This window comes from Streptomyces sp. GDS52 (assembly GCF_052246875.1).
Classification (GTDB): Bacteria; Actinomycetota; Actinomycetes; order Streptomycetales; family Streptomycetaceae; genus Streptomyces; species Streptomyces cathayae.
Genome location: NZ_CM125966.1, coordinates 2,362,526 through 2,383,033 on the forward strand (window position 1 = coordinate 2,362,526; position 20,508 = coordinate 2,383,033).

The window sequence follows — 20,508 nt, forward strand, 5'->3', positions numbered from 1 at the left end:
CTCAGCCCCTCAGGTTCTCGGCGGTGGCCCCGCCGTCGGCGGCCTCGTCCGCAGCGGTGCCGGCGGCCGAGCCCGAAGCGCCCTTCGCGCCTGGCTCCAAAGTATCCCCCTTGACCGCTGAATCCGTTGCATCCGCGAGGAGTTCACGGAAAGCAGCGGCCACGACCTCGGGGTATTCCATCATCGCCACGTGCCCCGCGTCGGGCAGGGTGACCAGTCTGGAGTCGCGGAACGCACGGGCCGCGCGCCCGGCCATGCGGAAGCCGACGAGTTGGTCCCGGCCGCCGTACAGCAGCAGCGTCGGCGCGAGCACCCGCTCGGCCTGGCGCCACAGACCGTGCTGACCACCCAGGGTGTACGCGTTGACGAGTCCCCGCGCGGAGCGCGCCATGGCGTCCCAGAAGTACGGCAGCCGCAGTCGCCGCTCCATCTCCTGCACGGCGTTGCCGAACGCCTCCGGCGACACCTGCGCGGGGTCCCCGTAGCAGAGGGCGACGACGCCGCGGACGCGCTGCTCCGCCGACCACTCCTGGGTGATCCGGGTGAAGAGCCGGGCGACTCCGGGCACCGCCAGCAGTCCCGTGGGCACCGCGGTGCGCTGCACCCGCAGCTCGGGCAGGGCCGGTGACACCAGCGTGAGCGTGCGGACGAGGTCGGGGCGTACCGCGGCGACGCGGGTGGCGACCGCGCCACCCAGCGAGTTGCCGAAGAGGTGGACGGAGCCGCGCCCGGAAGAGTCGAGATAGCGGATCACCGCGCGCGCGTGCGCCGAGATCGAGTAGTTGCCGTCGTCCGGGGGCGGCGAGTCGCCGAAGCCCGGAAGGTCGACCGCCTCGCTGTCGACGACGTCGTCCAGGTGCGGCATCAACGCCGACCAGTTCTGCGACGATCCTCCCAGCCCGTGGATGTGGAGCGCGGCCGGCAGGCCCTCACGTGCGGGGGGCCTCGACCGCACCGACAGGGTGACGCCGGGCAGTTCGACCGATCTGAGGCGCTCGCCCTCCGCGACCCTGACGGCGGCCACCCTGGGCAGCACGGTCGCGGGCGGCACGGACGGCAGGTCGGTCGAGGACATGCCGCAATGTTACGAGACGATCACACGGGAACTCGTGTGTTCGCGATCACAGGGGAAGCTCCGGACATCGGCCGGCCACCGCGGGCCCCGACTGTGCGCACCGTGTCACAACCCGATCGCGGATCGCATAGCGCCCGGATCGGGTGTCTCCTAGGCTCATACCGAGGGCACCCGTACGTGGCCCCGCATTTTCCGGGGACGTCCATAGGAAGGGAGCCCAGCCATGGCCATAGATCCCACCGACCCCGAGACGTTCGAGGAAACCGAGGACGCTCTCGAGGACCAGGAGTACGACGTCGAGGCACCCGAGGTCGACGCGGCCGAGCAGCGCGCGGACCTCGAGCAGGACCGCGACGACCCGCTGACCGGAGCCGACGCCGACCGCGCCAACGAGGCGGACCTGGCCGAGCAGGCCAGGGTCGTCTCCCTCCACGAGGAGGACTACCGGTGAAAGTGACGACCACCGGTGAAGGCGACAGTGCCGGAACAAGGCGGCACCGTCCGGGAGGGAGGTCCCATCCTGCCCTCATTGTCAGGCTTTGAAACGGTCCGTGACTCTTTCACCACAGTCCGGTCCGTGAAATTCTGCGCCCTCAGCGCGCACACCACGGTTACCGAAAAGTACGATGGCGGCGCGGCTCACACCGCACGTGGACGAGAAGGGGAGGCGGCGTGACAGCCATCGAGCAGACAGAGGCCGTGCGCCCGAGGGGCACACGCCTGCCGCGCCGTGCCCGACGGAACCAGTTGCTGGGCGCCGCCCAGGAAGTATTCGTCGCGCAGGGCTACCACGCGGCGGCGATGGACGACATCGCCGAGCGTGCGGGCGTCAGCAAGCCGGTGCTCTACCAGCACTTCCCGGGCAAACTCGATCTCTACCTGGCCCTGCTGGACCAGCACTGCGAGGCGCTGATCCAGTCGGTGCGCCACGCGCTCGCGTCGACGAACGACAACAAGCAGCGCGTACGGGCGACCATGGACGCCTACTTCGCGTACGTGGAGGACGACGGCGGGGCCTTCCGCCTGGTCTTCGAGTCGGACCTGACGAACGAGCCCGCGGTGCGCGAGCGCGTCGACCGGGTCACCAACGACTGCGCCGAGGCGATCTGCGACGTCATCGCCGAGGACACCGGCCTGTCGCGCGAGGAGTCGATGCTGCTCGCCTCGGGGCTGGGCGGTCTGGCCCAGGTGGTGGCGCGGTCCTGGCTGCACAGCGACCGCACCGTGCCCCGCGACCAGGCGGTGCAGTTGCTGGCCTCGCTGGCCTGGCGGGGCATCGCCGGATTCCCGCTGCACGGCAACGAGCAGCAGTTCTGACGGCTCCCGGGGGCGTCGCCGGGTGAACGGGGAGCATTTTGTTCCCCTCGGCTGTTCGCTCCTGGCGTTGCGGGGGCTGAGCGTGCACATCCCCTCACCGGGCTAATGTGTGCTGGGTACGGCGCGGAAGGTCGCGCACTTCACTGACCGTCGGAGGGACATAGCCGTGGAGGTCAAGATCGGCGTGCAGCACGCGCCCCGCGAGATCGTTCTGGAGAGCGGTCAGAGCGCCGAGGAGGTCGAGCGCGTGGTGGCCGAGGCGCTGGCCGGAAAGTCGCAGCTGCTGACTCTCGTGGACGAGCACGGCCGCAAGGTCCTGGTCCCGGCCGACCGTCTCGCGTATATCGAGATCGGTGAGCCGGCCCCGCGCAAAGTGGGCTTCGGCGCGCTGTAGGCGACGACCGGCAGACAGCGGAAGGGCCCGGCGGTCTCGGATTCTCGACACCGCCGGGCCCTTCCGTGTCCCTCTCGGCCCTTCCCGGACTCTCCTCGGTACCTCTCGGCGCCTCCCGGCACCTCTCGGCCCTTCCCGCACCGTTACCCGTTCGGCCCTTCTCCCCTTGCCGTTCCCCCCGGCGTCGCCAGCCTTCTTCCCCGCCGCCTCCCGCCGCCCCGCCCTTCACCGATGGAGCACAGGTCGCGTACAGAGGAGGGTTGGGTTTCGCAGGTCAGGGGTAAGTCGGGCTACGACCGATGCGCTCAGGCCGGCCATGTGGGAGGGACCCCCGACATGTTCTTGGAAACGCTCAGCTCAGCGATCCTCGGCCTGGCCCTGGCCTGGGCGGCCACGCGCCGTCTCCCGCACCGCCTCCCCGCCCGCGCGCTGGTCCTGCCGACGGGCGTGGCCGGGGCCGTCTTCGGCGCGCTGATCACCCACAGCGCGCTGGACGCGGGCGGCCCGCTGACGGTCCTGTCCGGCGCCGCGATCGTCTCCGTGGCCTCGATGTCGCTGCTGCTGCGTCCCGCGGGCAGACTCCGCGGCCGGTCGGCGACCGCCTGACCGGCCGCCGACGTCGGCACGGGAGCTGACCGGGGCGGCTCCCTCAGGCCGCCAGCCCCAGGGCGGCCATCCGCTTGGTGTGGGCCTCGGTGATCCGGGAGAACATCCTGCCGACCTCCGCGAGGTCGAAGCCGTCCGCGACACCGCCGACGAGCATCGTCGACAGCGCGTCCCGGTCGGCCACCACCCGCTGCGACTGGGACAGCGCCTCACCCATCAGCCGGCGTGCCCACAGCGCGAGCCGTCCGCCCAGGCGCGGGTCCGCGTCGATCGCCGAGCGCACCTTCTCCACGGCGAAGCCGCCGTGCCCGGTGTCGTCGAGCACGGTCAGCATCAGCGCCCGGGTGTCGGAGTCCAGCCGGACCGCGACCTCCCGGTAGAAGTCACTGGCGATGGAGTCGCCCACGTAGGCCTTGACGAGCCCTTCGAGCCAGCCGGAGGGCGCCGTCTGCTTGTGGAAGCCCTCGTACGCGGCGACGAACGGCTCCATGGCGGCAGTCGGCTCCTCGCCGATCTCGGCCAGCCGGTCGCGCAGCCGCTCGAAGTGGTGGAACTCGGCCGACGCCATCTTGGCCAGTTCCGCCTTGTCCGCCAGCGTGGGAGCCAGCTTGGCGTCTTCCGCGAGCCGCTCGAACGCCGCGAGCTCTCCGTACGCGAGCGCGCCGAGCAGATCCACGACGGCGGCGCGGTACTGCGGCTCGGCGGAGGCGGCCGTCCAGTCCAGGGCGGCGATGCCGGTGGGTGCGGCCGGGGTGTCGGGGGTGTCCTCGGCGGGGTCAGGCTTGTCAGAGCTCGTCATAAACCGCACAATAGCCCGCTGATCGAGGGCCGGAAGGTGCTGGTCAACAGGTGTGACGACGACTACGTGGCCAAATCGGCCATGGCGTGTGCGCGAATTCGGGGTATGGTGGTAATGCGCCTGCCGAATACTTTGTCGTGTTCGACGGGGCGTATGTATGAGGATGCCCGGTCGGAGGCCCGATCGGCTCCGCCCCGACCGCTCTCCCTGACCGTACGGCACAGTGCGTACGACGATCGGAGGGACCCTCAGCGGTACGAGCGCTAGAGCGTCGGTAGTGGTCCCGTGCCCTACGGCATTCCCGTAAGGCAGCCGACGTCCCCGGCACGGTCCATAGACGACCCCCGCGCTCGCCTCGCACCGCGTACACAGAAGAGGCAGCACCCTGACTACGTTCCGAGAGCTCGGGATCCTCCCCGAGACCGCCGAAGCCCTGGAAGCCGTCGGCATCACCACCCCCTTCCCCATCCAGGAACTGACGCTCCCCGTGGCCCTGTCGGGCACGGACGTCATCGGCCAGGCCAAGACCGGCACCGGAAAGACGCTCGGCTTCGGCCTTCCGCTCCTCGAGCGCGTGACCGTCCCGGCGGACGTGGAGGCCGGGCGCGCGAAGCCCGAGGACCTCACCGACACCCCGCAGGCGCTGGTCGTCGTCCCCACCCGCGAGCTGTGCACGCAGGTCACCAACGACCTGCTGACCGCCGGCAAGGTGCGCAACGTACGCGTCACCGCGATCTACGGCGGCCGGGCCTACGAGCCCCAGGTCGAGGCCCTGAAGAAGGGCGTCGACGTGATCGTCGGCACCCCGGGCCGGCTGCTCGACCTGGCGGGGCAGAAGAAGCTGAACCTGAAGCACGTCAAGGCCCTCGTCCTCGACGAGGCCGACGAGATGCTCGACCTGGGCTTCCTGCCCGACGTCGAGAAGATCATCAACCTGCTTCCGGCGCGCCGCCAGACCATGCTGTTCTCGGCCACCATGCCGGGCGCGGTCATCGGGCTGGCCCGCCGCTACATGTCGCAGCCCACGCACATCCGCGCCACCGCGCCGGACGACGAGGGCGCGACGGTCGCGAACACCACGCAGTTCGTCTACCGCGCGCACAACATGGACAAGCCCGAGATGGTCTCGCGGATACTGCAGGCCGACGGCCGGGGGCTGGTCATGGTCTTCTGCCGCACCAAGCGCACCGCCGCCGACCTCGCCGACCAGCTGGGGCAGCGCGGCTTCGCCTCCGGCGCGGTCCACGGCGACCTCGGCCAGGGCGCCCGTGAGCAGGCGCTGCGCGCCTTCCGCAACGGCAAGGTGGACGTGCTCGTCTGCACCGACGTCGCCGCCCGCGGCATCGACGTCGAGGGGGTGACGCACGTCATCAACTACCAGTCACCCGAGGACGAGAAGACGTATCTGCACCGCATCGGCCGGACGGGCCGCGCGGGGGCGAAGGGTACGGCGATCACCCTGGTCGACTGGGACGACATCCCGCGCTGGCAGCTGATCGACAAGGCACTGGACCTGGGCTTCAGCGACCCGCCGGAGACGTACTCCACCTCCCCGCACCTGTTCACCGACCTCGGCATCCCCGAGGGGACGAAGGGTGTCCTGCCGCGCTCGGAGCGCACCCGTGCCGGGCTCGACGCGGAGGAGCTGGAGGACCTGGGTGAGCCGGGCGGCCGTGGTCCGCGCGGCGGTCGCGGTGCCCGGAGCGAGCGGAACGACCGGAACGGTCGGGGTGACTCCGAGCGTGAGCGTCCGGCCCGTACGCCGCGCCGCCGGCGCCGTACGCGCGGTGGTGCCCCGCTGGACGAATCGGCGCAGCCGGCGGCCCCGGCCGTCGAGGGCACCGATGAGGCCGACACCGGTACGGCACCCCGCACCCCGCGCCGTCGGCGCCGTACGCGTGGTGGGGCGGCCTCCGAGGCGACGACCGCCCCGGTGACCGCGGTCGAGTCCACCGGGCCCGCGCGGTCCGCCGAGTCCGCCGCCGAGCACGTCGATCCCGCCGAGTCGGCTGTCGCGACGGTCGAGGGCAGCGCGGTCGAGGGCAGCGCGGTCGAAGACGCTCCGGAGGCGCCGGCAGCGCCGCGCCGCCGCCGGACCCGCAAGGCCACGGCTGCCACGGCCCCTGCGGCCGAGGCAGTGGTGGACACCGTCGAGGAGGCCACCGAATCCGCCGCGGAGGCGACCGGGACGAAGCCCCGGCGCACCAGGACGCGGAAGACGGCCGCCGCCGCGACCACCGAGGCCGGTACGACCGCGACCGGCATCCCGGCGCAGACCGCCCCGGAGGCGGAGGCGGAGACCGCCGAGGCGAAGCCCCGGGTCCGCCGCACCCGCAAGACCGCCGCCCCGGCCGAGACGGGCGTGGACACGGCCGAGGCCGCCGAGGTCAAGCCGCGCCGCACCCGCAAGGCGGCCACCGCCGTGCAGGAGCCGGAGGCCGCGGTGGACGCCACGGCCGAGGTCAAGCCCCGGCGCACCCGGAAGACGGCAGCCGCCGCGACCGTGCTCGACACCGCTGAAGCCGTCGAGGCCGCCGAGCCCAAGCCGCGTCGCCGCACCCGCAAGACCGCCGCGGCCACCGAGGCCGGTACGACCGCGACCGGCATCCCGGCGCAGGCCGTGCCGGAGGCGGAGACGGCCGAGGCTAAGCCCCGGGTCCGCCGCACCCGCAAGACCGCCGCCCCGGCCACCGCGGAGCCCACGGAGGCCTGACGCACCACACCGACGGCCCGGTCCCCCACCCGTGGGGCCGGGCCGTCGGCGTCGGCCGGCCCCTGCTGCCCGCTACCCTCACCCCGTGACCAGCCACCCCACCCCCGCTTCCGTTCCCCCTCCGACCCCGGCCCCAGCCTCCGCCCCACCCACCGGCGCGCGGGCGTACCGGCTTCGCACGTCCCGTGGGGAGTTCGCCGTCGTCGACGTGCCACCGGCCGACGGGGCCCAGCCGAAGGGGGTCGTGCTGGCACTGCCCGGGTTCACGGGCAGCAAGGAGGACTTCACGCTGCTGCACGGGCCGCTCGCCGCACACGGATACCGCAGCATCGCCGTGGACGGGCGGGGACAGTACGAGTCGGACGGCCCCGCTGACGACGAATCCGCTTATGCCCAGGCCGAGTTGGCGCAGGATGTGCTCGCGCAGGCGGAGGCGCTCGGCGCGGCTGCGCCGCTGCACCTCGTCGGGCACTCGCTCGGCGGCCAGATCGCCCGTGCGGCCGTGCTCGAGGACCACTCCCCGTTCCGTTCGCTCACCCTGATCTCGTCGGGCCCCGCCCGGATCTCGGTCTCCCAGGAGCAGCGCGTGAAGCTGCTGCGGGAGGCGCTCGACCGGATGTCGATGGCGCAGTGCTGGGAGGCGATCCTGGCCATGGGCCCGCCGGAGGAGGTCGGCGGCCCCGCCCGTGGGCTCGGTGGCCAGGAGCACCTGCGCCGCCGCTGGTTGGCCACCAGGCCTGCACAACTACTGGCCACCGGCCGGCAGTTGTGTACGGAGCCGGACCGGGTCGCCGAACTCGCCGCCGTGCCACTGCCGTTCCATGTGCTGTCGGGTGCGCACGACGACACCTGGCCGGTGCCGGACCTGGACGCCATGGCCGTACGGCTGAACGCGCACCGCACGGTCGTCGCCGGCGCCGAGCACTCCCCCAACGTCGACCGGCCCGCGCCCACGGCACACGCCCTCGCCGCGTTCTGGGACCGGCTCCACGACGACGGCGACGACACCCCGCACCACGGCCGGCACGGGCCGGGGCGTGCCGTCTAGTACTGCGCCTGGAGGTGGGACCAGAAGCCGTCGCGCAGCGCGCGTCTCAGGTCCGCCTGGCCGCGCAGGGAGTACTGCAGCAGGCCCTCGGCCTCCACCAGCAGGTCCTGGTCGACCGAGCCGGGCAGGTAGGGGTGGCCGGGCAGCAGTTCCACCAGCGTGTCCCGGCCCCGTTCGGCGAGCCACTTCGCGGCGATCTGCGCACCGACGAAACGGACGTCCTCGCGGGTGGGCCGGCCTGTCGCGGGCTCGTACGCGGGGGCCGTGCGCCGGGAGACGTACGGCTTGAAGAAGTCGAGTTCGAAGGTGCGCTGGCTGTCGACCTCCCAGAGCAGGGGCTCGGCCTGGTTGCGCCCCTCGGGGGCCTCGATGCCCCAGAGGTGGACGCGGGCGCCGTACCCCTGGGCGGCCTCGACCGCCGGGACCAGGTCCTCGTCACCGCCCAGCAGGGCCGCGTCGCTGATGGCGCGGTACCGGGCCAGTGACTCCAGGTCGGAGCGGATCAGGGAGTCGACGCCCTTCTGCTGGTTGTTGGCGTTGAGGTTGCCGAGGCGGACCTTGACGTCGGGGAGCTCCGCGATGGTCTGCTGCTCGGCGGTGTGGATGCGGCGCCGGGCCCCGTCGTACCAGTAGACGCGCAGCAGCCTGCTGTCCGCGAAGATGGTGCGGGCCCGGTCGATGAGCGCGTCGATGAATCCCTCGGCGTCGAGGTCGAAGGCCCTGCGGTCCTCCGTCCCGGCCACCAGCCGCCCCGCCGCCGCGTACAGGTAGCCGGCGTCGACGAAGATCGCGTGTGTCGAGGGCGTCTTCGCCACCTCGGCGAGCATGCGCTGCAGCAGCTCGTTCGTGCGGTCGATACGGGAGTTCAGCTCCGCGAGGTCATCGTTCATCATCTCTATTGTCCTGGCGGTCACTGTGCGAACACAACCGGTCCCGGTCGGTCCCCTTCGAAACACCCATCCGTCGGTGCCCGATCAGCCCGCGGTCGATCGAATTATTCCCTTGACGTAGGGAATGTTCTGCGGATTTCACTCGTTTATTACTGACGGCACACGAGCCGGTCCGGCCCGTGGCCGTCCACCCCGTCGTCCTCCCTCGGGAGGACGGCCAATGAAGGGAGAAGTGCTTGCACTTCGAGATCATGCGACTCGACGACATCGACGGCACCGCCGTGGACAGCACCGTGGTGGAGGCCGCCTCCGTCAACCGTATCGTCCAGCAGGCCGCCGCCATCGGGCAGCGCCTGTGGATCCGCCCGGCCGGCACACCCGCTCCATGACGCGGGACGTGCACCCCGGGACGGTCAGCCGCCCTGGATCACCTGTGTGACCCCGTTGATGATCTGCTGCACGGCGATCGCGGAGAGCATCATGCCCGCGAGGCGCGTCACCAGGACCACCCCGCCGTCCTTGATGACCCGGATGATCAGCAGCGAGTACCGCATGACCAGCCACAGCACGACGTGGACGGCGAGGATCGCCGCCCACACCGACACCTGGGCGGTCGTGCCGTCCGCCTCCTGCACGGCGAGGATGACCGAAACGATCGCTCCGGGACCGGCCAGCAGCGGCATGCCGAGCGGGACCAGCGCGACGTTGACGTCCTTGGTCTGCTGGGGCTCGTCGGTCTTGCCAGTGAGCAGGTCGAGCGCGATCAGCAGGAGCAGCAGCCCGCCCGCGATCATCAGCGCCGGTACGGACACGTGCAGGTAGTCGAGGATCTGCTGCCCGACCAGCCCGAACAGGACGATCACCCCACCGGCCACGCAGACCGCCTGGAAGGCCATCCGCCTCTGCACCTTGGCGGGCCGCCCCGCGGTCAGGGCCAGGAAGATCGGGGTGATCCCCGGGGGATCCATGATGACGAAAAGGGTCAGGAAAAGGGAGCCGAAGACGGCGACGTCGAACATGAGTGCCTTGCTGAGAACGAGCGAGCGCGGAGCGCTCGAGGGAAGAGCCCGATGAACGAGCCGGAGGAACGAGTGGGGCGAGTGGGCGTGGGACTCAGGCTCCGCCGGCCCCCGGCACCGGGAACGCGCCGGTCGCGCGCCGCGTGATCTCGCCGTACACCTCGGGGTCCGTCGTGAACTCGCCGAGCTCGCAGCTCTTCCGGCTGCCGTGGTAGTCGCTGGACCCGGTCACCAGCAGTCCCAGTTCCTTCGCGAGGCCGCGCAGTCGCGCCCTGGTCTCGGGGTCGTGATCCATGTGGTCGACCTCGATGCCGTCGAGGCCGGCCTCGGCCAGCGCGGCCAGCGCGGACTCCGGTACGGTCCGGCCGCGCTTGGCGGCGGCCGGGTGGGCGAACACCGCGACCCCGCCCGCGCCCTTGATCAGCCGGAGCGCCTCGAAGGGGTCCGTCTCGTGCTTCTCCATGTGGGCCCGGCCGCCGTCGGCCAGCCACTGCGGGGTGAACGCGTCGCTCACGCTCGCCACCACGCCCAGTTCGACGAGTGCGGTGGCCACGTGCGGGCGGCCCACCGAGCCGTCGCCGGCGATCCGCGTGATCTGCTCCCAGGTGACGGGCACACCCAGGGCGTTCAGCTTGGCGACCATGCCCCGGGCCCGCGGCACCCGGTCGTCCCGGACCAGCTCGCGCTCGGCGAGCAGGGCCGGCTCCGCGGGGTCGAAGAGGTAGGCCAGCATGTGCATGCCGATACCGTCGAGCCGGCAGGAGAGCTCGGCGCCGGTCACCAGCGTGAGCCCCGCAGGGAGCGCGGCGAGGGCCTCGGCGTGACCGCGGGTGGTGTCGTGGTCGGTCAGCGCGACGACGTCGAGACCCGCAGCGGCGGCCTTGCGGACCAGACCGGCCGGGGAGTCCGTGCCGTCGGACGCGGTGGAGTGGGTGTGCAGATCGATACGCACGACGCGTTCCTCCAAGCGGTGGCCGACGGACAGGGACGCCTCAGGATAACCGTATTTCCGGACACCCCGGTCACACCCGAACCCGCCCTGCGCCCCCTACCGCATCCCACCGCGCTCCCACCGCGCGAGGACCTACGGTCTCGTCTCCATCAGCCGCGGTGACAGCGCCCCGCAGGGCACCAGTCCCACCTCGGCCCCGGCGTCCCGGAGGTCGGTGAGGACCAGTTCGTCGTACATCAGGAGCCCGGACTGCTCGGGCCAGAGCACCGCCCACAGCCACATCCCGAGCGCCTCGCCCGCGAAGACCGCCCGGTCGTCCGGCGCCTTGGAGACGTGCCAGAGCGGGGTCGGCCGGCCGGCGGCCAGCACCTTGGTCTCGGCGGGCTTCTCGACGTTCAGATACGGGCCGGGGTCCGGGCCGTCGACGCCCGCGTACCGCGCACCCAGCCCGACGCCGAGTTCCTCGGCCACGAGGACGAGTTCACCCATGCCGCCGAGCGGTCCGGGCCCGGTGCAGGCGACGGCGGTGGCCCGGCCGCCGCTGCGGTCGTCACCCGCCGAGGCCACACCGGTGAACAGCCAGCCCACCGGCAGCGGCCACGGCATCCACACCGGCACCCGGGTGCGCCGCACGACGACGTTGAGGGCGTCGACGCTCGGCGGTATCACGGGCTGGACCGGATGCACCACACCGTGCACATCACACTGCCACGCATCGGAGAAGAGGCCGGGAGCCCTGACCCGGCCACCACACTTCGGGCAACTGGGTTCGCCCCTCATAGGGCCCCACGGTCCTACCCCGGCACCCTCACGTCAAGGACGATCACCCGTCCGGACCGAACCGGTCACCCGGAACCGGACACTCCCCGCTCGGCCCGTCCGGTCGTCCGCTCCGGCCCACCGGCCCGGACGACACTCTGAGCCCTCCCGTCAACGTCGTCCAGGAAGCGGCCAGTTGGCGAGGAGGAGCGGGGTGAGCTTGCTCACTCCAGCGAGACGGAGGCGCGGGCGGGATGCCGCAGGTCCGTGCCCCGGGCCAGCCAGCGCTCCTGGAGCGCCTGGGCGCCGTGCACCCGCTTCCAGGCCGCCTCGTTCGGAGTCATCGGCAGCAGCGGCAGGAACCGTACGGGATCCAGGGGCTCGTCGAGCTCCAGGTCCTCCACCAGACCGCCCGGCTCGGCCACCAGCACCGAGGTGAACGGGGCCCCGGGCCACAGCGGTTCACCGACGTCGAGGGAGGCGCCGGGGGCCACGACCACGCCCTCGACCTGCGGGGACGCCGCGAGCACGGCGAGCGGACGGAGCACCTTGTCGGTGTCGGCGAGACCGTCCCGTACGGACAGCAGCAGCTCCACGCGCGGGCCCGCGACGGGGTCCGCGACCACCGCCGTGGGGTCGGCCATGGGCTGCGCGGACATGCCGAGGGTGGCGTAGCGCACGATGCCTCCCTCGCGGAAACGCAGCACCTCGAAGCGGTCCGTACCCAGGAAGGTGACCGCCGCGCGTGCGTCCGGTTCGCCCAGAGTCGTACGCAACCGGGCCTCGACCAGAGGAAGAACATCAGCCATACGGCGAGCATAGAACTCGCCGGTAGCAGGCGAAGCGGCGCCTTGACACATCGGTCGGCTGCTACCCTGGCCCGGTGGTTCGGGGCAGCACGCAGGAGGCCGCCCAGGCACCGCCCAGGCCTTGAGGGCCTCACCTCAGGGCGTCGCCTCAGTGCGCTGGGAGAGTCGGTCCGCGTCCCGAACCCCGATGTGACGCTTCCCCCCGCGGGGGACTCCCCTGAATCCCCTCAGGGGATGAGGATCGTCCCTCACGAGGGACCGGCCGGAGGAGGTGGGGCTGGCATGGACCGAAGTCGACCGTGCAGTAGCACCCGCTCTTCCACTCGCTGACGCAGCCACTCCGTACCGGCTGCCACCCCTCACCATCGCGTCTTCACCGGAAGAGCATCTCGTTTCGTTGTGCCTGATCTGCCCCAGCAGCTGTATCAGCGACGGAACTCGCCACCGCGACGGTTCGGTGCTCCCCGCTTTGTGGACGTGCCAAACATCCTGCGCCTCAACTCTTCTCCGAGGCAGGGAGAATCCCTGGTCAGGACGTCCTCATTCCGGGTGGTTCCACCCGTCGTACCGGCGCCTTTCGTTGCCCGTTCCGCGAAGGAGCCCGCCTTGTCGATGATCCGCGACCTGCGCGCCGTGGTCCGCCCCTCCCGTGTCTCGCCGCGCAAGGAGAGCAGCGCCCCCTACGACAGCACCCGCGATCCGGCGACGACCACCGCGGTCGTCGACTGCGCCATCTACCGCGACGGCCGGCGCGTGGCCACCGAGAGCCCGCTCACCCCACCGGAGGCCATGCGCCTGGTGCGCCGTGACGCGGGCTTCGTGTGGATCGGCCTGCACGAGCCGACCGAGGACGAATTCGCGGGTATCGCACGCGAGTTCGGGCTGCATCCGCTGGCCGTGGAGGACGCGGTCCAGGCCCATCAGCGGCCCAAGCTGGAGCGCTACGACGACTCGCTCTTCACGGTCTTCAAGACCATCCACTACCTCGACCACGACCGGCTCAGCTCCAGCAGCGAGGTCGTCGAGACCGGCGAGGTGATGTGCTTCACCGGCCGGGACTTCTTCATCACCGTCCGGCACGGCGGCCAGGGCTCCCTGCGGGCCCTGCGGCACCGCCTCCAGGAGGACCCCGAACTGCTGGCCAAGGGCCCCTCGGCCGTCCTGCACGCCATCGCCGACCATGTCGTCGACGGCTACCTCGCGGTCGCCGACGCGGTGCAGGACGACATCGACGAGGTGGAGACGGAGGTGTTCTCGCCGGGCCGGGGCGGCACCCCGCGCGGCACGGACGCCGGCCGGATCTACCAACTCAAGCGCGAGGTACTGGAGTTCAAGCGGGCGGTGTCGCCACTGCTGCGGCCCATGCAGTTGCTCAGCGAGCGGCCGATGCGGCTGGTCGACCCGGAGATCCAGAAGTACTTCCGGGACGTCGCCGACCACGTGGCCCGGGTGCACGAGCAGGTGATCGGCTTCGACGAGCTGCTCAACTCCATCCTCCAGGCCAATCTCGCGCAGGCGTCCGTGGCGCAGAACGAGGACATGCGCAAGATCACCTCGTGGGCCGCCATCATCGCCGTGCCGACGATGGTCTGCGGGGTGTACGGCATGAACTTCGACTACATGCCGGAGACCCACTGGAAGTACGGCTATCCGCTCGTCCTCGGCGTCACGGTGGCCCTCTGTCTGGGCATCCACCGCATGCTGAAGCGCAACGGCTGGCTCTGAACGGCCGGCCCCGGGGGGAACGTCCGGCCCCGAGGGAACGTCCGGCTCCGGGAGAAGCCCTGCCCCCGGGCGGGCCCTGGATAGGCTGGGGCCCATGACAAGTGCGACCAGTGCGCTGTTCGACCGGGCCCTCATCGAGGAGGCCACGAAGAAGTCCGGCCTCGTCTGGGTCGAGGGGCCCGGCGCCCCGGCCCGGCCGCTGTGGCACGTGTGGCACGAGGACGCGATGTGCCTGGTCGGCGACGGGCCCGGGGAGCAGCCGCTGCCGGGGCTGGCCGACGGGGTGTCGGCCGAGGTGACGGTACGCAGCAAGGACAAGGGCGGTCGGCTGGTCTCCTGGGCCGCGAAGGTCGTGGAGCTGCCGCCCGGCTCCGAGGAGTGGGACGCGGCGGTCGCCGTGCTCAAGGGCAAGCGCCTCAACGCACCCGACGGCGAGGCGATGACGGAGCGCTGGGCCCGTGAGTGCCGCGTCCTGCGTCTGGAGCCGACCGGGGCGACGGCGCCGTTGCCCGACGGCTCGCTGGCCGGGCCCCCGCTGCAGACCCCGGTGACGACCCGGCGTCCGCTCCCCGCGGGCCTGCCCCGGCTGCTGGCGGGCCGGCGGGGCTCGAAGAAGCGCCGTTAGGGCCTGCCCCGGCTATGAGGCCGGGAGCTGTCCGCCGTAGTCCAGGGTCTCGCTCTGGGCCGGTTTCTCCAGGGCGAAGTCACTGCCCCAGGCCGAGAAGGTGAGGGTGCCCGCCTCGCCGGCCCGCACCAGGCGCAGCGGATACGGCTTGCCCTCCAGGGAGACGTCCAGGGTGCCGCCGGAGCCCTGGTCGCCCGCGATGCGGATGCACCGGACGCCCCCCTGCTCGTGGTGGCCGTCCGTGGCCAGCTTGCCGTGCAGGGTCAGCAGGGCGCCGAGGAGTACATCCTTGTCCGCGAAGCCGATGAACTTCTTGTACGACGGGTCGCCCTCCGGCACCTTCACGTACTTCTCGGCGAGCTTGCCGGCCGCCGCCGTGTCCGACGCGCCGCCCTCGCCCTCGCCCTCCGCGGCGTTCTTGTCGCCCTTGCCGTTCGCCCAGAACTCCGCGTCGGCCTTCAGGAAGAGCTCGTCGTCGACCTTCAGCAGCCTGAACGTCTGCTCTCCGGCGGTGACCGAACCGATGCCGCCCTCGGGTTTGAGCCGCATGTCGAGCTTGTAGGTGCTCCCGCTGGTGACCACGCTTCCGTGCAGCCGCACGGTCTCGACCGAGGTGGCGGCCGCCAGGGTTCTCTTCTGGATCTCGGCGGCGGTCAGTCTGCCGACACCGTTGGTGCCCTCGTTCGGGTCCACTTCCTCGGAGCATCCCGTGAGCGTCATTCCGGTCACGAGCAGCACGCACACGGCACGCGCCAGCGCGGCGGTGCGGGACCGGCCCTGGGAGATCGGAGTCACAGGTTGCGCTGCCTCTCTGATGGGGACCTGAACGGCGTACCGCAGATTACCGGGGCCGCAGCACCCCGGCGGAGGCAGTCCGTCCGGACCGGCCCTCGGGCACCGACGATCAGGACGGGCTAGCCTGAAACCCGCTTGAGCAGGGCATCCGGGCACCGAAGACGGAAAGGGAACGGAACGGAAAGAGAACGGAAAGGGACAGGAACAGAGCAAGCAGCATCACGCACGGCACGACCCCGTAGGAAAAGGAGCCGCCGCCATGGCAGCGGGCGCCCCCCGGTTCTTCGTCTCGCACCTCTCCGGTGTCGCCGCCTTCGATCCGGCCGGCGACCAGGTGGGGCGCGTGCGCGACCTGGTCGTCATGCTGCGGGTCGGCCGGCGTCCACCGAGGCTGCTCGGTCTGGTGGTCGAACTCCCCACCCGGCGCCGCATCTTCCTGCCCATGAACCGGGTGACCGCCGTGCAGTCCGGTCAGGTCATCACCACCGGTGTGCTCAACGTCCGGCGCTTCGAGCAGCGGCCCACCGAGCGGCTCGTCTTCGGTGAGCTCCTGGACCGCAGGGTGACGCTGGTGGAGACCGGTGAGGAGGTCACCGTCCTCGACCTGTCGGTGCATCAGCTGCCGGCCCGTCGGGAATGGGAGATCGACCGGGTGTTCGTCCGCAAGGGCAAGAAGGGCGGAACGTTTCGGCGCGGCAAGGGGGAGACACTGACCGTCGAATGGTCCGCGGTCACCGGTTTCTCCCTGGAGGAGAAGGGACAGGGCGCCGAGAACCTGCTGGCCACCTTCGAGCAGCTGCGCCCCGCCGACCTGGCCAACGTCCTGCACCACCTCTCCCCCAAGCGCCGCGCCGAGGTCGCCGCCGCCCTGGACGTCGACCGCCTGGCGGACGTGCTGGAGGAGCTTCCCGAGGACGACCAGGTGGAGATCCTCGGCAAGCTGAAGGAGGAGCGCGCCGCCGACGTCCTGGAGGCCATGGACCCCGATGACGCCGCCGATCTGCTCTCCGAACTGCCCGAGGCGGACAAGGAGCGGCTGCTCGACCTGATGCAGCCCGCCGACGCGGCCGACATGCGGCGCCTGATGTCGTACGAGGAGCACACCGCGGGCGGTCTGATGACGACCGAGCCGATCGTGCTGAGGCCCGACGCGACCGTCGCCGACGCGCTGGCCCGCATCCGCAACCCCGATCTGTCACCGGCGCACGCGGCCCAGGTCTACGTCTGCCGACCGCCGGAGGAGACCCCGACCGGCAAGTACCTGGGCACGGTCCACTTCCAGCGCCTGCTGCGCGACCCTCCGTACACCCTGGTCGGCTCGATCCTCGACGACGACCTGCAGCCGCTGGAGCCGGACGCGGCGCTCCCCGTGATCGCCGGGTTCTTCGCCACGTACGACATGGTGGCGGCGCCCGTGGTGGACGAGGCGGGCGCGCTGCTGGGCGCGGTGACGGTGGACGACGTACTGGACCACATGCTGCCCGAGGACTGGCGGGAGACCGAGTTCCATCTGGACGACGACAACGGCGACGACAACGCCGGCTACGACAGCGACAGCGACGCGCGCGACACCGACGACACGAACGGCAGGGCCGCCGAGGACCGCGAGGACGCCGAGGGGGGTGGTGACCGGTGACTCCTGAGCGAGAGGGCGGGCGCGAGCGTCTGCCGGCGGGCGCCACGGCCGCCGGGCGCCCGCGTACGCCGCGGCTGGACCAGCCGCGCGCCCCTCGGCGCCGGCTCCTGCCCGAGTGGGACCCGGAGGCCTTCGGGCGGCTGTCGGAACGGATCGCGCGTTTCCTGGGCACCGGGCGGTTCATCGTCTGGATGACGGTCGTCATCATCGTGTGGCTGCTGTGGAACGTGTCCGCGCCGAAGGAACTGCGCTTCGACGAGTACCCGTTCATCTTCCTGACCCTGGTGCTGTCCCTCCAGGCCTCGTACGCGGCCCCGCTGATCCTGCTCGCGCAGAACAGGCAGGACGACCGCGACCGGGTCAACCTGGAGCAGGACCGCAAACAGAACGAGCGGTCGATCGCGGACACCGAGTACCTGACCCGGGAGATCGCCGCGCTGCGGATCGGGCTCGGGGAGGTCGCGACGCGGGACTGGATCCGCTCGGAACTGCAGGACGTGGTGAAGGATCTGGAGGAACGCCACAACGGACACCGGGACCACCACGGCTCATTTCCCGCGATGCGGGCGCAGCGGCCTCCGGGACGTGACGCAGACGACCACTGACGGGCTTACCGGGGAATGTACCGGGCGCCGTACCATCGACATCATGGCTACGGAAGACGCGGTGCGCGAAGCACTGGCGACGGTGAACGACCCGGAGATCAACCGGCCCCTCACCGAGCTGGGCATGGTCAAATCTGTGGAGATCGGTGCGGACGGCGCGGTCGCGGTCGCCGTGTACCTGACGGTCTCCGGCTGCCCCATGCGGGACACCATCACGCAGCGGGTGACGGACGCGGTCGCCGGGGTCGAGGGCGTCACCCGCGTCGACGTCACGCTGGACGTGATGAGCGACGAGCAGCGCAAGGAACTGGCGAGCGCCCTGCGGGGCGGTCAGGCCGAGCGCGAGGTGCCGTTCGCCAAGCCGGGCAGCCTGACCCGGGTGTACGCGGTCGCCTCCGGCAAGGGCGGTGTCGGCAAGTCGTCGGTGACGGTGAACCTGGCGGCGGCGATGGCGGCCGACGGGCTGAAGGTGGGCGTCGTGGACGCCGACATCTACGGTCACTCGGTGCCGCGCATGCTGGGTGCCGACGGGCGTCCGACCCAGGTCGAGAACATGATCATGCCGCCGTCCGCGCACGGCGTGAAGGTCATCTCCATCGGCATGTTCACCCCGGGCAACGCGCCGGTCGTGTGGCGCGGCCCGATGCTGCACCGCGCGCTGCAGCAGTTCCTGGCGGACGTGTACTGGGGCGACCTGGACGTGCTTCTGCTGGACCTGCCCCCGGGCACCGGTGACATCGCGATCTCGGTCGCCCAGCTGGTTCCGAACGCCGAGATCCTGGTGGTCACCACGCCTCAGCAGGCGGCGGCCGAGGTGGCCGAGCGGGCGGGTTCCATCGCCGTGCAGACCCACCAGAAGATCGTCGGCGTGGTCGAGAACATGTCCGGCCTGCCGTGCCCGCACTGCGACGAGATGGTCGACGTCTTCGGCACCGGCGGCGGCCGGTCGGTGGCCGAGGGGCTGACCCGGACCACGGGCGCCGAGGTCCCGGTGCTCGGCTCCATCCCCATCGACGTGCGCCTGCGCGAGGGCGGCGACGAGGGCAAGCCGGTCGTCCTGTCCGACCCGGACTCCCCCGCCGGTTCGGCGCTCCGCTCGATCGCCGACAAGCTCGGCGGCCGTCAGCGCGGCCTGGCGGGCCTGTCGCTGGGCATCACACCGCGCAACAAGTTCTGAGCGCTCCGACGGCCCGTGAGGGGCCGGGAGCCGCCGCAGCGCACTCACACGAGGGGCGCCGTCCTCCGGGGCGGCGCCCTTCGCCGTACGGGGCGGCCGCACGGGTCCGTACGGGACGTCCGCGCGGTCCGCGGCTCAGGACCCGGTGTAGGCGCTGATGTCCTTGACCACGGCGAAGCCCAGGCCGTACGCGCTCATGCCCCTGCCGTACGCGCCGACGTGCACACCCGCCCGCGTCGATCCCGCGAGCACCCAGCCGAACTCGGACTCCCGGTAGTGGAAGGGCGTCGGCACCCCGTCCACGGGGAGGGAGAGCGTCGACCAGTCCGGCCCGGCGAGGTCGTCCGCGAGCACCCAGGCCGTCTCCGTCTGCTGCTCCAGCCAGTCGTCGCGCAGGGAGTGGTCCATCTGGCCCGGCCAGGTGAACGACAGCAGTCCCACACCGGCGAGCCAGGCGGCGGAGCAGACCGAGGTGGCCTCCAGCAGGCCGGTGCCGTCCGCGCTGCGGCGCACCGGGTGGTCGGCCACGGTCACGGTGACCGCGAACTTCTCCTTGGTCTCCTGGCCGGTCCCGGCCGTGTACTCGCTGCGCACCGAGGGCTCGTCGCCGTGTCCGACCGATCCGTGTCCGACGACCCCGTCGGCCGTGGCGGCGACCTGCATCAGCCAGCGCCGCCCCGTGAACGCCTCGTCGAGGCCGTACCAGGGAAAGGGCGCGCTCAGGTAGCCGTCGACCGTACGCCAGGCGGAGGAGGCTTTTCCTCCGTCCTCCACGGCCGTCGCCTGCGCGACTGCCCGACTCGTCGTCTCCATGCCCGGACGCCTCCTCGCTCTGGTCGGACCGGAGGCGGCCCGCCCCCCTTCGGGCGTACTCGTCCGGACCGCACAACAACTCGGGCAGCATAGCCACCTCGTCGGCGCGGTCCGGGAAAAGTGTCCGGCGCGTGGGTCGTGCGGTTGTCCGGTTCAGGCCGTGCGGGGCCCTGGTGGAGTATGAAACGCGTCACGTGCGCGGGGGCCGTGCCTCTGCGTGTCCGCACCTGCGCGCCAGGGGTGCCTCAGGTGGCGTCCGCGTCGAACGGCGGGCGGTCGTCGGCGGCCGACGGCTCGGGCTTCTTCGTCATGTCGATGCGGCCCCCCCTAGAAGACGCAGCAGACGCAGCAGACGCAGAGGACGCAGCAGACCCGGCGGCGGACGACGTGGAGTCACGGCCGTTGACGGCGTCCGTGACGTCGGCCATCTCCTTCTTCAGGTCGAAGCCGCTGCGGATCTCCTTGAGCCCCAGTTCGTCGCTGTCCAGCTGCTTGCGGATGAACGTCTTGGGGTTGAGGTCCTCGAATTCGAAGTCCTTGAACTCCGGGCCCAGTTCCTCGCGGATGTCCTGCTTGGCGCTGTCCGAGAAGTCACGGATCTTCCGGATCGTCCTGCTCACGTCCTGGATGACCTTGGGGAGCTTGTCCGGACCGAAGACGAGCACGGCGAGGACGACGAGCGTCACCAGCTCGAGCGGTCCTATGTCATTGAACACCTGAAGCTCCTTGCGATGTTCGCGGTCCTCGGCCC

Annotated in this window: 22 protein-coding genes; 12 read left to right on the forward strand and 10 right to left on the reverse strand. The window is 71.4% G+C overall.

Going from position 1 to position 20,508, the window contains the following annotated elements:
* Nucleotide 1: 1 nt before the first annotated feature.
* Nucleotides 2–1,075: an alpha/beta fold hydrolase gene (locus ACTWJ9_RS10535; protein WP_279333976.1), complete on the reverse strand. Its 1,074-nt coding sequence runs from the start codon at nucleotides 1,073–1,075 to the stop codon at nucleotides 2–4.
* Nucleotides 1,076–1,298: 223 nt separating this feature from the next.
* Between ACTWJ9_RS10535 and ACTWJ9_RS10540 the strand changes: the two genes are divergently transcribed.
* From ACTWJ9_RS10540 to ACTWJ9_RS10555, 4 genes are all read left to right on the forward strand, one after another.
* Nucleotides 1,299–1,526, forward strand: a complete 228-nt coding sequence (locus tag ACTWJ9_RS10540; protein ID WP_279333977.1) for a hypothetical protein — start codon at nucleotides 1,299–1,301, stop codon at nucleotides 1,524–1,526.
* A gap of 221 nt (nucleotides 1,527–1,747) precedes the next feature.
* On the forward strand, nucleotides 1,748–2,392 hold the full coding sequence (locus tag ACTWJ9_RS10545; protein WP_279333978.1) for a TetR/AcrR family transcriptional regulator: 645 nt from the start codon (nucleotides 1,748–1,750) through the stop codon (nucleotides 2,390–2,392).
* Nucleotides 2,393–2,558: 166 nt separating this feature from the next.
* Nucleotides 2,559–2,786, forward strand: coding sequence for a DUF3107 domain-containing protein (locus ACTWJ9_RS10550; protein ID WP_279333979.1), 228 nt, complete (start codon nucleotides 2,559–2,561; stop codon nucleotides 2,784–2,786).
* 336 nt (nucleotides 2,787–3,122) lie between these two features.
* Nucleotides 3,123–3,392, forward strand: coding sequence for a hypothetical protein (locus ACTWJ9_RS10555; protein ID WP_279333980.1), 270 nt, complete (start codon nucleotides 3,123–3,125; stop codon nucleotides 3,390–3,392).
* A 43-nt stretch (nucleotides 3,393–3,435) separates the two neighbouring features.
* Here ACTWJ9_RS10555 and ACTWJ9_RS10560 read toward each other — a convergent pair whose 3' ends face one another.
* Nucleotides 3,436–4,191, reverse strand: coding sequence for a ferritin-like fold-containing protein (locus ACTWJ9_RS10560; protein WP_279333981.1), 756 nt, complete (start codon nucleotides 4,189–4,191; stop codon nucleotides 3,436–3,438).
* A gap of 487 nt (nucleotides 4,192–4,678) precedes the next feature.
* Between ACTWJ9_RS10560 and ACTWJ9_RS10565 the strand changes: the two genes are divergently transcribed.
* On the forward strand, nucleotides 4,679–6,904 hold the full coding sequence (locus ACTWJ9_RS10565; protein ID WP_387038552.1) for a DEAD/DEAH box helicase: 2,226 nt from the start codon (nucleotides 4,679–4,681) through the stop codon (nucleotides 6,902–6,904).
* Nucleotides 6,905–6,989: 85 nt separating this feature from the next.
* The gene (locus ACTWJ9_RS10570) at nucleotides 6,990–7,952 is read left to right on the forward strand and encodes an alpha/beta fold hydrolase (RefSeq protein WP_279333983.1); all 963 of its coding nucleotides are present in this window, start codon (nucleotides 6,990–6,992) and stop codon (nucleotides 7,950–7,952) included.
* Here ACTWJ9_RS10570 and ACTWJ9_RS10575 read toward each other — a convergent pair.
* Nucleotides 7,949–8,842 carry an NYN domain-containing protein gene (locus tag ACTWJ9_RS10575; protein WP_279333984.1) on the reverse strand — a complete coding sequence of 298 codons (894 nt, stop codon included), beginning with the start codon at nucleotides 8,840–8,842 and terminating at the stop codon, nucleotides 7,949–7,951. The two genes, ACTWJ9_RS10570 and ACTWJ9_RS10575, sit on opposite strands and share 4 nt — an antisense overlap.
* Nucleotides 8,843–9,078: 236 nt before the next feature.
* Between ACTWJ9_RS10575 and ACTWJ9_RS10580 the strand changes: the two genes are divergently transcribed.
* Nucleotides 9,079–9,231 carry a hypothetical protein gene (locus ACTWJ9_RS10580; RefSeq protein WP_279333985.1) on the forward strand — a complete coding sequence of 51 codons (153 nt, stop codon included), beginning with the start codon at nucleotides 9,079–9,081 and terminating at the stop codon, nucleotides 9,229–9,231.
* Nucleotides 9,232–9,255: 24 nt separating this feature from the next.
* Here the strand turns inward: ACTWJ9_RS10580 and ACTWJ9_RS10585 are convergent, their stop codons facing one another.
* From ACTWJ9_RS10585 to ACTWJ9_RS10600, 4 genes are all read right to left on the reverse strand, one after another.
* On the reverse strand, nucleotides 9,256–9,861 hold the full coding sequence (locus ACTWJ9_RS10585; RefSeq protein ID WP_279333986.1) for a MarC family protein: 606 nt from the start codon (nucleotides 9,859–9,861) through the stop codon (nucleotides 9,256–9,258).
* Nucleotides 9,862–9,955: 94 nt separating this feature from the next.
* Complete coding sequence (locus tag ACTWJ9_RS10590) at nucleotides 9,956–10,813, reverse strand: PHP domain-containing protein (RefSeq protein ID WP_279333987.1); 858 nt, start codon at nucleotides 10,811–10,813, stop codon at nucleotides 9,956–9,958.
* Nucleotides 10,814–10,945: 132 nt separating this feature from the next.
* Entirely contained in the window at nucleotides 10,946–11,593 is a 648-nt protein-coding gene (locus ACTWJ9_RS10595) for a DUF6758 family protein (RefSeq protein WP_384205608.1), read from the reverse strand.
* A gap of 203 nt (nucleotides 11,594–11,796) precedes the next feature.
* On the reverse strand, nucleotides 11,797–12,381 hold the full coding sequence (locus tag ACTWJ9_RS10600; protein ID WP_279333989.1) for a suppressor of fused domain protein: 585 nt from the start codon (nucleotides 12,379–12,381) through the stop codon (nucleotides 11,797–11,799).
* A 606-nt stretch (nucleotides 12,382–12,987) separates the two neighbouring features.
* On the opposite strand from ACTWJ9_RS10600, the gene ACTWJ9_RS10605 reads away from it, so the two are divergent.
* On the forward strand, nucleotides 12,988–14,106 hold the full coding sequence (locus ACTWJ9_RS10605) for a magnesium and cobalt transport protein CorA (protein ID WP_279333990.1): 1,119 nt from the start codon (nucleotides 12,988–12,990) through the stop codon (nucleotides 14,104–14,106).
* 94 nt (nucleotides 14,107–14,200) lie between these two features.
* Nucleotides 14,201–14,731 (forward strand): hypothetical protein, encoded by a 531-nt coding sequence (locus ACTWJ9_RS10610; RefSeq protein ID WP_279333991.1) that lies wholly within the window; start codon nucleotides 14,201–14,203, stop codon nucleotides 14,729–14,731.
* Between the two features lie 12 nt (nucleotides 14,732–14,743).
* Here ACTWJ9_RS10610 and ACTWJ9_RS10615 read toward each other — a convergent pair whose 3' ends face one another.
* A complete protein-coding gene (locus tag ACTWJ9_RS10615) occupies nucleotides 14,744–15,526 on the reverse strand; it encodes a hypothetical protein (RefSeq protein ID WP_387038548.1) in 783 nt (260 codons plus the stop codon).
* 259 nt (nucleotides 15,527–15,785) lie between these two features.
* Between ACTWJ9_RS10615 and ACTWJ9_RS10620 the strand changes: the two genes are divergently transcribed.
* From ACTWJ9_RS10620 to ACTWJ9_RS10630, 3 genes are read left to right on the forward strand one after another with little or no spacing between them, the layout of a single operon-like run.
* Nucleotides 15,786–17,162, forward strand: coding sequence for a magnesium transporter MgtE N-terminal domain-containing protein (locus tag ACTWJ9_RS10620; RefSeq protein ID WP_279333993.1), 1,377 nt, complete (start codon nucleotides 15,786–15,788; stop codon nucleotides 17,160–17,162).
* Nucleotides 17,159–17,767, forward strand: a complete 609-nt coding sequence (locus ACTWJ9_RS10625) for a DUF1003 domain-containing protein (protein WP_279333994.1) — start codon at nucleotides 17,159–17,161, stop codon at nucleotides 17,765–17,767. Before ACTWJ9_RS10620 ends, ACTWJ9_RS10625 begins: the two co-directional genes overlap by 4 nt.
* A 43-nt stretch (nucleotides 17,768–17,810) precedes the next feature.
* Entirely contained in the window at nucleotides 17,811–18,944 is a 1,134-nt protein-coding gene (locus ACTWJ9_RS10630; protein ID WP_279333995.1) for an Mrp/NBP35 family ATP-binding protein, read from the forward strand.
* Nucleotides 18,945–19,079: 135 nt separating this feature from the next.
* On the opposite strand, the gene ACTWJ9_RS10635 is transcribed toward ACTWJ9_RS10630, so the two are convergent.
* Nucleotides 19,080–19,757 carry a hypothetical protein gene (locus ACTWJ9_RS10635; protein WP_387038545.1) on the reverse strand — a complete coding sequence of 226 codons (678 nt, stop codon included), beginning with the start codon at nucleotides 19,755–19,757 and terminating at the stop codon, nucleotides 19,080–19,082.
* A gap of 245 nt (nucleotides 19,758–20,002) precedes the next feature.
* Nucleotides 20,003–20,473: a sec-independent translocase gene (locus ACTWJ9_RS10640; protein ID WP_279333997.1), complete on the reverse strand. Its 471-nt coding sequence runs from the start codon at nucleotides 20,471–20,473 to the stop codon at nucleotides 20,003–20,005.
* Between the last annotated feature and the right edge of the window lie 35 nt (nucleotides 20,474–20,508).